Origin of the sequence: Streptomyces fildesensis, assembly GCF_016107395.1 — a bacterium.
In the GTDB taxonomy this organism is placed as follows: Bacteria; Actinomycetota; Actinomycetes; order Streptomycetales; family Streptomycetaceae; genus Actinacidiphila; species Actinacidiphila fildesensis.
The window spans coordinates 167,226-179,928 of record NZ_JAAIKO010000011.1 but is presented as its reverse complement, the minus strand read 5'-3'; the positions used below and the strand labels follow the sequence as shown (position 1 = coordinate 179,928).

At 70.0% G+C, this 12,703-nt stretch carries 11 protein-coding genes and 2 pseudogenes; 7 read left to right on the top strand and 6 right to left on the bottom strand.

What is annotated here, in order from left to right:
* Window positions 1-49: 49 nt before the first annotated feature.
* Window positions 50-274 (bottom strand): hypothetical protein, encoded by a 225-nt coding sequence (locus C6N31_RS18595; protein WP_203671839.1) that lies wholly within the window; start codon window positions 272-274, stop codon window positions 50-52.
* 91 nt (window positions 275-365) lie between these two features.
* Between C6N31_RS18595 and C6N31_RS18590 the strand changes: the two genes are divergently transcribed.
* Entirely contained in the window at window positions 366-986 is a 621-nt protein-coding gene (locus tag C6N31_RS18590) for an MBL fold metallo-hydrolase (protein ID WP_138351515.1), read from the top strand.
* A gap of 46 nt (window positions 987-1,032) precedes the next feature.
* Here C6N31_RS18590 and C6N31_RS18585 read toward each other — a convergent pair whose 3' ends face one another.
* Window positions 1,033-1,812 carry a GNAT family N-acetyltransferase gene (locus C6N31_RS18585; protein ID WP_138351516.1) on the bottom strand — a complete coding sequence of 260 codons (780 nt, stop codon included), beginning with the start codon at window positions 1,810-1,812 and terminating at the stop codon, window positions 1,033-1,035.
* A 161-nt stretch (window positions 1,813-1,973) separates the two neighbouring features.
* Between C6N31_RS18585 and C6N31_RS18580 the strand changes: the two genes are divergently transcribed.
* A complete protein-coding gene (locus C6N31_RS18580) occupies window positions 1,974-2,564 on the top strand; it encodes a TIGR03086 family metal-binding protein (protein WP_138351517.1) in 591 nt (196 codons plus the stop codon).
* A 101-nt stretch (window positions 2,565-2,665) separates the two neighbouring features.
* Window positions 2,666-3,361: a hypothetical protein gene (locus tag C6N31_RS18575; protein ID WP_138351518.1), complete on the top strand. Its 696-nt coding sequence runs from the start codon at window positions 2,666-2,668 to the stop codon at window positions 3,359-3,361.
* A 90-nt stretch (window positions 3,362-3,451) separates the two neighbouring features.
* On the opposite strand, the gene C6N31_RS18570 is transcribed toward C6N31_RS18575, so the two are convergent.
* Entirely contained in the window at window positions 3,452-4,693 is a 1,242-nt protein-coding gene (locus C6N31_RS18570) for a PP2C family protein-serine/threonine phosphatase (protein WP_198357860.1), read from the bottom strand.
* A gap of 309 nt (window positions 4,694-5,002) precedes the next feature.
* Here C6N31_RS18570 and C6N31_RS18565 point away from each other — a divergent pair, with 309 nt between their 5' ends.
* Window positions 5,003-7,252 carry a glycoside hydrolase family 3 N-terminal domain-containing protein gene (locus C6N31_RS18565; protein WP_198357859.1) on the top strand — a complete coding sequence of 750 codons (2,250 nt, stop codon included), beginning with the start codon at window positions 5,003-5,005 and terminating at the stop codon, window positions 7,250-7,252.
* Window positions 7,253-7,384: 132 nt separating this feature from the next.
* Window positions 7,385-8,308, top strand: a complete 924-nt coding sequence (locus C6N31_RS18560) for a haloalkane dehalogenase (protein WP_164292587.1) — start codon at window positions 7,385-7,387, stop codon at window positions 8,306-8,308.
* Between the two features lie 18 nt (window positions 8,309-8,326).
* On the opposite strand, the pseudogene C6N31_RS43930 reads toward C6N31_RS18560, so the two are convergent.
* Window positions 8,327-8,404 (bottom strand): annotated as a pseudogene (locus C6N31_RS43930) (LysR family transcriptional regulator); the annotation flags it as partial.
* 11 nt (window positions 8,405-8,415) lie between these two features.
* Here C6N31_RS43930 and C6N31_RS18555 point away from each other — a divergent pair.
* Window positions 8,416-8,897, top strand: a pseudogene (locus C6N31_RS18555) (RrF2 family transcriptional regulator).
* Window positions 8,898-8,973: 76 nt separating this feature from the next.
* Here C6N31_RS18555 and C6N31_RS18550 read toward each other — a convergent pair.
* On the bottom strand, window positions 8,974-9,972 hold the full coding sequence (locus C6N31_RS18550) for an ArsR/SmtB family transcription factor (protein ID WP_232485357.1): 999 nt from the start codon (window positions 9,970-9,972) through the stop codon (window positions 8,974-8,976).
* Between the two features lie 117 nt (window positions 9,973-10,089).
* Here C6N31_RS18550 and C6N31_RS18545 point away from each other — a divergent pair, with 117 nt between their 5' ends.
* Window positions 10,090-11,001 carry an oxidoreductase gene (locus C6N31_RS18545; protein WP_198357858.1) on the top strand — a complete coding sequence of 304 codons (912 nt, stop codon included), beginning with the start codon at window positions 10,090-10,092 and terminating at the stop codon, window positions 10,999-11,001.
* Window positions 11,002-11,007: 6 nt separating this feature from the next.
* Here C6N31_RS18545 and C6N31_RS18540 read toward each other — a convergent pair whose 3' ends face one another.
* On the bottom strand, window positions 11,008-12,669 hold the full coding sequence (locus C6N31_RS18540) for a hydrogenase maturation protein (protein WP_138351524.1): 1,662 nt from the start codon (window positions 12,667-12,669) through the stop codon (window positions 11,008-11,010).
* Between the last annotated feature and the right edge of the window lie 34 nt (window positions 12,670-12,703).

Genomic DNA, 12,703 nt, shown 5'->3' with positions numbered 1-12,703 from the left:
GCGGAAACCCACCCATCACCCGCGCAAACAACCCTGCGGGTCAATACACCTAGCCCCACTCCTCCGAGCCGCCCCCGCGCCAGCTCACCTGTGACTCGTCCGCGGTGTCCAGGTCGTCGAAACCCGCGCGCCGGGCGAACTCGACGACATCCGCGACGGAGTACGCCTTGCCGACGTTCACCTTGTTGATCCAGACACGACGGAAGGGCCTGTCGGCATGGTGGACATCCCACACGATGACCGACGGCGTCGCGAGCCGCGCGCCCGGGTCCATGCATCCAGGCTGCGCCTTCGCCGGGCGATGCGCACCTCGGGCGTCCGGAAGTCCCTGGATCCCGCGCCCCACCTGCCAGTAAGTTGATCAGATGCGTCTGACGAAATACGGCCACGCCTGTGTGCGCCTCGAAATCGGTGACCGAGTGCTCGTGATCGACCCGGGCACCTTGTCCGAGGGGGAGGCACTGACCGGCGCCACGGCCGTGCTCATCACCCATGAGCACGAGGACCACATCGACGTCGACAAGCTCAAAGCGGCCCGTGAGAGCAACCCTGAGCTGACCGTCCACACCCACGCCGCCCTGGCCGCGAGCCTCGGGGCCGGCGTGACCGGAGTCGCCGTCGGGGACACCTTCACCGCGGCCGGATTCAGTGTGCGCGCCGTCGGCGGCGAGCACGCCGAGATCGTCGACGGTCTGCCCGGCTGCACCAACATCGGCTTCATCGTCGACGGCCTCTACCACCCGGGGGACTCGATGTTCGTCCCCGCGGAAGCGGTCGACACCCTGCTGGTGCCGATTTCCGGCCCTTGGGTGAAACTCGCCGAGGCCGTCGAGTTCGCCCGGGCGGTGGCGCCGGCGCGCGCGTTCCCCATCCACGAAGCCCATCTGAGCGCCATCGGCCTGGAGAGCTTCGACTGGTGGATGGCCACGAAGGGCGGGACCGACTATGCGCGCATCCCGCTGGGGGAGTCCGTCGACCTCCCGTAGTCCGTCGGCCTCCGTAGTCCGGCGCGGGACCGCGATCCGGTGACCGCTAAGGCTGGTACACGTACGGCGTGGTGGTGGTCAGGGCCGTGAACCCGAGGTTCCGCAGGATCGGGCGGCTCTGGTCGGAGGCATCGACCTGCAGATAGCGATAGCCGAGCTCGGCGGCGATGTGGGCCCGATGGGCGACCAGCGCCCGGTAGATGCCCCGGCCCCGCCACGCGGCCACCGTGCCCCCGCCCCAGAGCCCGGCGAAGTCGGTGCCCGGATGCAGTTCCATCCGCGCGGCGCACACCGGCAGGTCACCGGCCATCGCGAGGACCATGCTGAAGGTCTCGGGCCTTCCCGCCAGCTGGGAGTGCAGGCGGTGCCGAAGCCGGTCGGCGCTCGTCCCGAAGGCCTGTTCGTGGACGTCTGCCGCGAGATCCACGCCGGGCGCATCGGTGACCGGCCGCAACCGGATCCCCTCCGGTAGTGCGACGACGGTGGAGAGGTCGTCGGTCCGGGCGACCATCACGGTCTCCTCGGACTCGGGGGAGAACCCCGCAGCCAGCAGCCGCCCGGGAAGGTCACCGGGTCGGTCATGGCCGTACAGTTTCCATTCGAACTCGCGCCCCAGCGTGGTGAAGTGCCGGACCTGTGCCGCGATCGCCTCGTCCGCCGTGGTCCCGTCGAGATCGGACCAGACGACGCCGTTCCAGTCCTCGTTCCCGGCGCCGACCTGTCGCACCACGTCGCCGGTCCGCTCGATCCGCGCAGCGGGATCGTCCGGCCGCGCGTCCCGTCGCATCTGCCGGTCGAACAGGGCGAGTACCGCTTCGTGATCCATCGGCTCAGTCCATCATCGAACGGACAAAGGCGGCAACCGCGATTCTCCGGGATCCGGCTCCCGGTGCGCGCCGCGCGGTCGAACGAAGTCTCCTGACACGTCGGCCCGGCCCGGCTAGTGTGCGATCCCTAGATCCCAATGCTGATCCGAAGGGGCATGACATGACTTCCGTCGACGGATTCAAGCTGCTTGCCGAGGCACACAGTTACCTGCGCACGGCCGTGCTCGGAGTGCCGGAGGACGCCTGGGGGAACCCGACTCCCTGCGCCGAATGGACGGTTCGTCAGGTCCTCAACCACGCACGGCTCGACCAGCAGGCGCTCGTCATGCAGATCGCCGAAGTGGGCCCGCCGGCAGACCCCTTCGAGCCGGAGGACGCGCTCGGCGCCGACCCGGTCGGGCAGCTCGACGAGGTGCTGGCCGCGGCGACCGCCGCCTGGGTCTCGGTCGGTCGGGACGCCGAGAACGTACCGACACCCTTCGGCCCGATCCCCGCGTGGCAGGGAACCGGGACGGCCGCACTGGATGCCGCTGTTCACGCCTGGGACATCGCCAAGGCCACGGGCCAGGACCTGCCGCTCACGGCTGACCTGGCAGAGGGACTGCAGGTGATCGCCGATCTGATCGTCGATTTCATCCGGGACAACTTCCACAAGTTCGGGCCCGCCCTTCCGGCCCCGGAGGGGGCGACCGCCGCGCAGAAGTTGCTCGCGTTCACCGGCCGCGACCCCGAGTGGGCCCCGGCGGTGTAGTTCCCGGCCGTACCCGTGGTCCTCGAGGGATCCGACGATGCCGCGCTGCCCGGACCGCGGGTACCGTGGTGTCGTCGGGACCGCGGGAGCAGGGGGGCTTCATGCATTTCCCATTGACCGGATTATCCGGGACGAAATTGTCACCGCTGAGCGAGACCGAGGCGGAGGCCTTGCGCTCACTGCACAACGCTTGTACCCATCTGGAGCGTGAGCGGGGTTCGGCGTTGTCCCATGTCCTGCATCTGCGCGAGTCGGCCGCCGTCGTCGAGGACTACGTAAGGGGGATGGGCTTTCAGTACCACCCGCGCGCCCTGAACGAGCTCGGCGAGGCCGCGCTGGAGTACGAGCGCCAGGTGGAAGCCCTCATCTGGCGCTACGCCAGTGCGTACGCGGTACTGAGCATCACGCTTCTGGACCGGCTGGTGAGCAAAAAACCGCCACTCGACGCGGACACCGTTCACCAGCTCTGCCAGGAACCCATGCTCGGCCGGTTGCGCGCGGCCCTGTCGATCCCGTCGAGCCGGCTCATCGCGCCGTCGGACGGTGAACAGCAGGACGACGTACCCATCGGGAGCCATGCCCTGGCGGCGGTGGAGGAAGTCCGCACCCAGATCCTGCGCAGCGGTGAGAACTCAATGGACGAGCAGGCCCTCGACGCCAGCCGGTTGAGCGCCGTCCGTCCCGCCGATGTCACACCGTTCGGCCTGCCCCTCTCGTTCACCCTCTCCGTCGCCACCACGGCGTCGTGGGAGATCTACACCTACCTGAGCCAGGGCAGACACCTGCGATCGCCCTGAGGGCGGCCGGAGGCAGCGTGCCGGCCGTGCGGGGTACACGACCGGCCACGCTCCCGATGGCTTTCCCGTCAGTGCCCCAGCTCCTGGGGGCTAGCGGGACGGGCCGGCGACCGGGGAGGCCTCGCCGAGGTCGGCGCCGTGATCGGCGTCGCGCAGGGTGTCGCCGATGCCGCGCCAGTCCAGGCACATGACCGTCGCGTCGTCCTCCAGATGCCCATCGTGGGCGTGGATGACGTGTTCGATCAGGATGCGGGCGGCCTCGCGGGGGTGGAGGTCCTGGGTACGTTCGATGAGCTCGGGGAGGTCGATGTCGGTGGCACTGCGTTCCATCACCCCGTCGGTGAGCATCACCAGCCGGTCGCCCGCCCGGATGTCCAGGGACTGCATGGTGTAGGTGTGAGGGTTCTGGAACCCGAAAGGCATGTCCACGACCGGCTGCAGCTGTTCGACCTTGCCGTTGCGCAGGCGCAGTGGCCAGGGGTGGCCGGCGTTGATGAACTCGTTGCGCCCGTCGAGCAGACTGATGCGCAGCAGTTGTCCGGTGACGTAGCGGCCGCCGCTGTGCTCGACCACGGCCCGGTCGGCCTGTCGCGCCTGCTCGGCAAGGTCCGCGCCCTGTCGGCGGGCCCGGCGCAGGGCGCCGACCAGGAGGGTGGCCAGCAGTGCCGCCTGTACGTCGTGGCCCATCGCGTCGGTGACCGACAGCTGCACGTAGTCGCGGTCCATGACGTAGTCGAAGGTGTCCCCGCCGACGAACTCGGCCGGTTCCAGGGCGCCGGCCACGGAGAACTGCGCTGCCTCGCACGCCAGTGACGCGGGAAGGAGCCGGTGCTGGATCTCGGCGGCCAGGCTCAGCGGGGTGGTGCGCCGGCCCCACTGGTACAGGTCGGTGAACGGACGGTTCGCGATGATGATGTAGGCGAGGGCGTGCGCGCTCTGGCTGATCTCCTGTATGACCTCGGAGCCCGGGTGACCGGGAAGGTGCAGCTCCAGGAGGCCGATGGCGTCTCCCCGGTTGGTCACCGGCGCGATCACCCGGGTCCAGGTTCCGTCGCCCAGCTGCTCCACACGTGGGCGCTGGGTCCTGATCACCTCTTCGTACACGGTGCCCGGCACGGCGATCGGATCGGCGGGACGGTCGACGTCGATGCTGTCCACGGCCCCGAGCCGCACCACGGAACCGCCCGTGAAGTCGGTGATCAGGAAGGAGACCGAACGGGCGCCGAGCTGCTCGCGCAGTGCCGAGGCGATGACATCGACGGACTCCACCGGAGGCGCGGCCTCCGCTGCCTCCAGCGCTCTGCCCAGACCGTCGGATCTGCCGACCGGCATCGCAGTCCTCGCCCTCTTTCCGCGGTGCACTGCCGCTGTACGTGAATCCGCCGACCGTAGCGTAGACGCCGGAGCGGCCCCGTGACCCTGAGGCGCGACCGCGGGTCGCGTCCGGTGGCTCCTGGCGTCGTCCGAATGGCCTGATTCCGCTCCGCACTTCAAGGTCTGAACCATTGACCGCGTTCCTCGCAGACGCAATTCTGTTGCGGGCGGCTTACGGGCAGCTGAACCACGATCCGTATGGTGAACGGCAAAAGTGGAGGAAGACCCGAATTGACGTATGCAACGGGCGGGTTACGCAGATCCAGGATGATGTCGGCGCTGCGTCACCGGGTTCCGGTCGCGGTCACGTTCGCGCTGGTGGCCACCATCCTCGCCGTTCCGCAAGGCGCCTCGGCGCATGAGCCCTACCCGGACCCTTCCCTTCCCGTCGCGACCCGCGTCAGCAAACTGCTGGCGACGATGACGCTGGACGAGAAGATCGGCCAGATGACCCAGGCCGAGCGGGCGAGCGTCAGCAACGCCGACATCACCAACTACTCCCTCGGCTCGCTGCTGTCCGGCGGTGGCTCGGCCCCGTCGCCGAACAACGCGACGAGCTGGGCCGACATGTACGACGGCTTCCAGAACGCGTCGGTGGCCAGCCGCCTCGGCATCCCGCTGATCTACGGCGTGGACGCGGTGCACGGTCACAACAACGTGGCCGGCGCCACGATCTTCCCGCACAACATCGGACTGGGCGCGACCCGCGACCCGGCTCTCGTGCAGCAGATCGGCCGTGCGACGGCCGAGGAGGTCTCGGGCACCGGCATCGACTGGGACTTCTCACCCTGCCTCTGCGTGGCGCGTAACGACCGGTGGGGCCGCACCTACGAATCGTTCGGCGAGAAGCCGGAGATCGCCACGTCCATGAGCACCTACATCACCGGTCTGCAGGGTGGCACGCTCGGCGGCGCGGCGTCGGTGCTCGCAACGGCGAAGCACTTCATCGGCGACGGCGGTACGACCAACGGCACCGACCAGGGCAACACCCAGATCAGCGAGGCCGAGCTGCGGGCGATCCACCTGCCGCCGTTCCAGGCCGCGGTGCAGAAGGGTGTCGGCTCGGTCATGATCTCGTACAACAGCTGGAACGGGGTCAAGGACCACGGCAACCAGTACCTGATCACGACGTTGCTCAAGGGCGAGCTGGGCTTCTCCGGGTTCGTCGTGTCGGACTGGAACGGCATCGACCAGATCGACGGCCAGGCGGGGTTCACCGCGGCAGAGGTCGCCCAGGCGGTCAACGCCGGGATCGACATGGTCATGGTGCCCACCGCCTGGAAGTCGTTCATCAGCATGCTGCGCGGCGAGGTGCAGGCCGGGCGCGTGCCCATGTCGAGAATCGACGACGCGAACCGCCGCATCCTGACCAAGAAGTTCGAGCTGGGTCTGTTCGAGCACCCGCTGACCGATCGCGGCTACACCTCGACCGTCGGCAACGCGGCGCACCGGGCCACCGCCCGCCAGGCCGTCCGTGAGTCCCAGGTGCTGCTGAAGAACGCCGGCAACGTCCTCCCCCTGGCGAGGACGAACAACAAGATCTTCGTGGCCGGCTCGAACGCCGACAACATCGGCAACCAGAGCGGCGGCTGGACGATCTCATGGCAGGGCGCAAGCGGTGCGACGACGACGGGTACGACGATCCTGCAGGGCATCCGTGCCCAGGCGGGCACCGGCAGCACCGTCACCTACAACCAGGCCGGTACCGGGATCGACAGCTCGTACAAGGTCGCGATCGCCGTCGTCGGCGAGACCCCGTACGCCGAGGGGGCCGGTGACCGCCCGGGTGGCATGGGCCTGAGCACCGCCGACCTGAACACCATCGCCAAACTGCGGGCGACGGGAGTCCCGGTCGTCGTCGTGATCGTCTCGGGACGGCCGATGGATCTCGCGGGCCAGCTGCCGAACTGGAACGCGCTCGTCGAGGCATGGCTGCCGGGAACCGAGGGCAACGGCGTCTCGGATGTGCTCTTCGGCGACTACGCGCCCACCGGCAAGCTGCCCGACACCTGGATGCAGTCCGCGAGCCAGCAGCCGATCAACGACGGTGATGGCAAGCCCGCGCTGTTCCCGTACGGCTTCGGTCTCACCTACGGTGCCGTTCCGGCGCCGAGCGCGTACCAGCTGACGCAGGCGGAGGCTTTCGCCTCCCAGTCGGGTACGCAGAGCGAGGCCTGCACCGACACCGGTGGCGGCACCGATGTCGGCTACATCGCGGCCGGCGACTGGATCAACTACGGCAGTCTCGACTTCGGCGCGACCGGCGCGGCCTCCGTCACCACACGGCTGGCCTCGGGTGCGGGAGTCACGGGCACGGTGCAGTACCGGCTCGACAGCACGACGGGTCCGGTGATCGCGAGCGTGCCGGTCAGCAGCACGGGCGGGTGGCAGAACTGGACGAGCAGAACGACCGCCCTGACCGGGTCGGCGACGGGGGTCCACGCCGTCTACGTCACGTTCACCACCAGTGGCGCCGGTGACCTGGTCAATCTGAACTGGTTCCAGTTCGCGCACTGACGAGGCCGTCCGGCCGTATGACCTGGGCACCGGTGACCGACCGCTTTTCGCGGCCGGTCACCGTGCCCGCACCGTTCGGGGCCACTTCTCCTCCCCTTTACGTTAGTGGCACTAACGGTATAGCGTCGTCCCATGGCCACCGTCAACGTCATCGATTCCCACATCGCCTACGCCGAAAGCGGCGAAGGCGGCCTGCCCGTGGTGTTCCTGCACGGCAACCCGACCTCCTCGCACCTGTGGCGCAACGTGACCCCGCACATCGCCGGGCAGGCCCGTGCCCTGGCGCCGGACCTGATCGGCATGGGCGCCTCGGGCAAGCCCGACATCGACTACAGCTTCGCCGACCAGGCCCGCTACCTGGACGCCTGGTTCGAGGCGCTGGATCTGCGCGAGGTCGTTCTGGTCGGCCACGACTGGGGCGGCGCCCTGGCCCTGGACCGGGCCGCCCGGCACCCGGCACGGGTGCGCGGTGTCGCCCTGCTGGAGACCATGCTCAAGCCGCTGTCCTCCGAGGAGATGCCGCCCCCCGCGCGCTCCCGGTTCGAGGCGTTCCGCACTCCCGGAGTCGGCGAGCAACTGGTGCTCGAGGAGAACATCTTCATCGAGACCGCCTTCAAGGGCGGCGTCCTGAACCCGCTCAGTGAGGCGGACGTCCAGCCCTATCGGGCGCCCTACCCGACCCCGCGCAGCCGCCGCCCCCTGCTGGCCTGGCCGCGCATGATGCCGATCGACGGCGGACCGGCCGATGTCGTGGCCCGCATCACCGACTACGACATCTGGCTCGCCGACAGCGCCGACGTCCCCAAGCTGCTCCTGACCTTCGACTCCTCACCCACCCTGCTGATCGGCGAGGACATGATCGCCTGGAGCCGGGAGAACATCGCCGCCCTGGAGATCGAGCACTGCGGCCCGGCCGGGCACCACGCCCCCGAGGACCAGCCCGACGCGATCGGCAGGGCGATCGGCCGCTGGCTGGACGCGCACGGGCTGACCTCGAACGACACCGGCCGCGAGCAGGGGAGGGCGCGAGTGGCTCAGGAGAGCCGGTCGGCGTAGCGGGTGGGGGCGAGTGGCTCAGGAGAGCCAGTCGGCGTAGCGGGTGGGGGCGAGATGGGCGTCCTTGTCGGTGAGGACATCGCCCTTGACGGCGCCCGGGTGGCCGAATGAAGATGTCCGGCGGAGTCGAGTGGGCCCTGCATTGCTGCGTCGTGCTCACGACGGCCGAGGAGCCCGTGCCCGCGACCCGGCAGGCGGAGCTGCACGACGTGTCGGCGAGCTATCTGGCCAAGCAGCTGCAGGCACTTTCCCGTGCCGGTCTCGTGTGTTCCGTACAGGGCAAGGCGGGCGGCTACGTGCTCACCCGGGAACCCGCCTCGATCACCGTGCTCGATGTGGTCGAAGCCGTGGACGGTCCTGAGCAGGCCTTCACCTGCACGGAGATCCGCCAGCGGGGTCCGCTGCCCACCCCGGCCGAGCAGTGCACCGCGCCCTGTGCGATCGCCCGCGCGATGGCCGGGGCGGACGCGGCCTGGGGGCGGCGTTGCGGGACGTCTCGATCGCCGATCTGGTCCAGGACGTCGGCTCCGACTACGGCCCCGGCGCGTTGGCCGGCATCGGCGCGTGGCTGAGCGCGCCGGTCACCTGAGGATCGGGATCTACGGGGTGCCGGTCGTCCGAGCGCTCCGGATCCACGGGGCGGCAGTCGCCTGAGCGCTCCGGATCTACGGGGCGGCGGCGAGGACGGCTTCTGCCACGGACGTGCGGGCGTAGAGCACCGAGCGACCGGCCCGGTGGGCGCTGACCAGTCCCGCGTCGCGCAGGGCGGTGAGGTGCTGGGACGCCGCGGGTGCGGTGAGCCCCGTGCGGCGGGCCAGTTCGGTGGTGGAGGCCGGAGTCTCCAGTTCGGTCAGCAGCAGGGTCCGCGAGCGGCCGAGTACGGCGGCGAGGGCGTCGGTCCGGGGGATGTGCCGGGACTCCCACAGCGAGCCGATGCCGCGCGCCGGGTAGGCCAGTTGTGGCGGCTCCGGCGGTGTGACCCGGGTGAGCAGGCCGGGGCCGGTGAAGGCCGAGGGAATCAGCAGCAGTCCCGCCCCGGCGGTCTGCCGGGACAGCGTCCGCTGCCGGCGAGCCAGTCGTAGCGCGTTCTCGTCCCAACTCACGGATGTGTGAAGATCGTTGAAGAGACGGCCCACGCCGTGTTCGGCGACCTGCCGGGCCCGGTGGAAGACATCGGCGTCGAGCACGGCCCGGATCCGTGCCCAGTAGGGGGCGAGCGCCACTTCCCAATAGGTCTCGATCTCTTCCGCGACCCGGACCATGCGGGCCTGCGGTTCGGCGTACAGGGCCCGCAGCCGGGGGCCGAGGGACCCCTGATCATCCTGGATGCGCTCAATTTCCTGGCGCACCCGGTCGACCGGTGCGGCCAGGACGCCGGCCAGCTCCTCCGCCAGCGTGGGGGCCGGTCCTACAGGTGCCGGGTTGAGGAAGTCGGGAACGTAGCCAGTGGGCTGGATCAGCTCGGCGAGCCAGCCCCGGTCCAGTCCGGCGGCCGCCACCCGGGGCCTGACCTGGTCGATCCAGGGCTGGTGCACCGGATGCGTGGAGCCGGTGCGCAGCAGCCGGAAGCTCGTTCCGGCTTCCCACATCGGTGAGATGGAGAAGCGCATCTGCGCCAGATCGCTCGCGGAAAACGCCAGCTCCGTCACCACGGCCGCTCCCATGATTCAGACATACCTTAATCAGTGGTCGGCAGCTTACCGGGCGGTCATCATCCCGGCATGACCTCACAGACGATGACCGCAACGGCCATGACCCCAACGGCCATGACCCCAACGACCATGACCGCAACGACCATGACGCCGCCAACGGCCGAGGGCACGTGGGAGCTCGGTGACCTCACCGTCAACCGGATCGGCTTCGGCGCGATGCGTCTGACGCAGAACGGTGCGGCGTTCGAGGCCGGTGCCGCCCCCAGCGATCGCGGCCGCGCGATCGGCGTGCTGCGCCGCGCGGTTGAGCTCGGGGTGAACCACATCGACACCGCCGCGTTCTACTTCTCGCCGTTGCGCTCCGCCAACGAGCTGATCAACCAGGCGCTGGCCCCCTATCCGGACGATCTCGTCATCACCACCAAGGTCGGACCGAGCCGGGACGCGTCGGGTGTGTGGCAGCCGCACGCCACACCTGAGCGACTCCGCGGCCAGGTCGAGGAGAACCTGCGCCAGCTCGGCCGTGACCACCTCGACGTGGTGAACCTGCGGATCGTCGGCACGGATTCCATCGCCGATCGCTTCGGCGCACTGGCCCGGCTGCGCGACGCCGGGCTCATCCGTCACCTGGGCCTGTCCAACGTGCGCCCCGAACACCTCGCCGAGGCCCAGGCCATCGCGCCGGTGGTGTGCGTACAGAACCTGTACGGCCTCGGTGTACGGCCCGACCAGGACGAGTTCGTGCGGGTGTGCGGTGAGCAGGGCGTCGCGTTCGTGCCGTTCTACTCGATCGCCGGCGCCGGGCGCGAGGCCGGTGCGAGCGGCGCCGACGGCGAGGCGGTGCTCGCCGTGGCGCGCGCCCACGGGGCGAGCGCGGCGCAGGTCCGGCTCGCGTGGACGCTGCACCGCGGTCCGCATGTGCTGGCCATCCCGGGCACCGGAAACCCGGACCACGTCGCCGAGAACGTGGCCGCGGGCGCGCTGCGCCTGTCCGAGGACGAGCTGGCCGCCCTGGACGTCTTCCACCAGGGCGGGGCGTAGGCGGCGTTACGTCTTGTGGACGAAGGCCCGGCGGAGGGCGTGGTACGGCCGGCCGGGATCGTCGAAGATCTGCCGCATCCGGCTGAGCTCTTCCTCGCGATACGCGGCCAGCGGCTTGGCGGCCTCCGAGGCCTCGCGCTCCGCCTTCTTCACCGCGATCCGGCCAGGGGTCGAGGGCATGGAGGCCAGCCGCACGGCGAATTCGCCGACCTGCCCGGCGAATTCCCCCGGGCCGGTGTCGAACAGCCGGTCCACCAGCCCGAGCCGCTGCCCGGTCGCGGCGCTGACCGGCACCGCCCGCTCGGTGAGCTGCTCGGCGACCGAGGCGCCGACCCGGCGCGGCAGGGAGTACGTCCAGTACTCCGAGCCGTACAGTCCCATCCGCCGGTAGTGCGGGTTGAGTACGACGCCGGTCCTGCACCAGACCTCGTCCGCGGCCAGGGCCAGCATCACCCCGCCCGCCGCCGCGTTGCCGCCCAGCGCGGAGATCACCAAACGGTCCGTGGTGGTCAGGATCGCCTGGACCACGTCGTCGATCGCGTTGATGTTGGCCCAGGACTCCGCGGCCGGATCGGGTGCGGCCTCGATGACGTTGAGATGGATGCCGTTGGAGAAGAAGTCCCGGCCGCCCCCCAGGACCAGCACCGACGTCGGCCGTGTGCACGCGTAGCGGTAGGCGGCGAGCAGACGTTCACAGTGGGTCGTGCTCATCGCGCCGCCGGGGAACGAGAATCCGAGGAATCCGGCCTCCCCGTCCTCGCGGTAGTGGATGTCGGTCCAGGTGCGGCTGCCGTCGGGTGCGCCGTCGAGGGGGAAGGGCAGTTCCGGCACCGGCGGCAGCCGTTCCCCCAGAGCGGTGGCCGCGGGGAGCGAGAACGTCGGCGGCTGCCCCGGAACACGGCGAGGTCGCAGCCGCGGGATCCACACGGCGCCGTCGCGGGTCCCGCGGCAGATCGCGCCCGCGCGGGTGGCCAGTACCTCGCCGGGGGCGCCTGTCAGGGCGTCCTCGGGGTGGCCGCCGTGCAGGAACCACTGAGCGCCGAGGAGATCATCGAGGACCCCTGGCTGCGAGTCGGCCGACCGCAGCTTGCGGGCCACCGTCTCGGTGCTGTCCGCGTCCCAGTCGATACGCCGGGTCTCCTGGCGCAGGTAGGGCCGGGCGGTGACGGTGATCCGCTCGTCCGGGCTGTTCTGCGAGCGGGGGACGAACGTGCCCGAGGCGAAGCGTTCCACGGCCAGCAGCACGGCTTCGAGCGCCGCGTCGGAGACCTCGTTGCGGTACAGATCGCTCTTGCCCACCGCGGGAAGCGAACAGGACACCGAAGCCCATACGTCCCCGGCGTCCATCTCGGCGTTGGCGCGCAGAACGGTCACGCCCCACTGGTCGAGGCCTTCCTGCACGGCCCAGTCGAGCGAGGACGGCCCACGGTCGCCCAGCGGGCCCGGGTGCACGATCAGGCAGGTGTGCGCGGACCACACCTGCTCCGGGATCGCCTCCCTGAGCATCGGCGCCACGATCAGCGCGGGCCGGTGCCGTTCCAGCGCATCGAGCAGAACCTCTTCCTCGCAGGAGAGTTCCACCGCCACGGTGTGGCCCCGGTCCGACAGTTCGACGTACACGCGCTGCGTCAAGCTGTTGAACGCACTGGCGAGCAGCAGGATGTTCATGGTGACCTCCAGCGAGTCCCGGGGGGAGGGACCC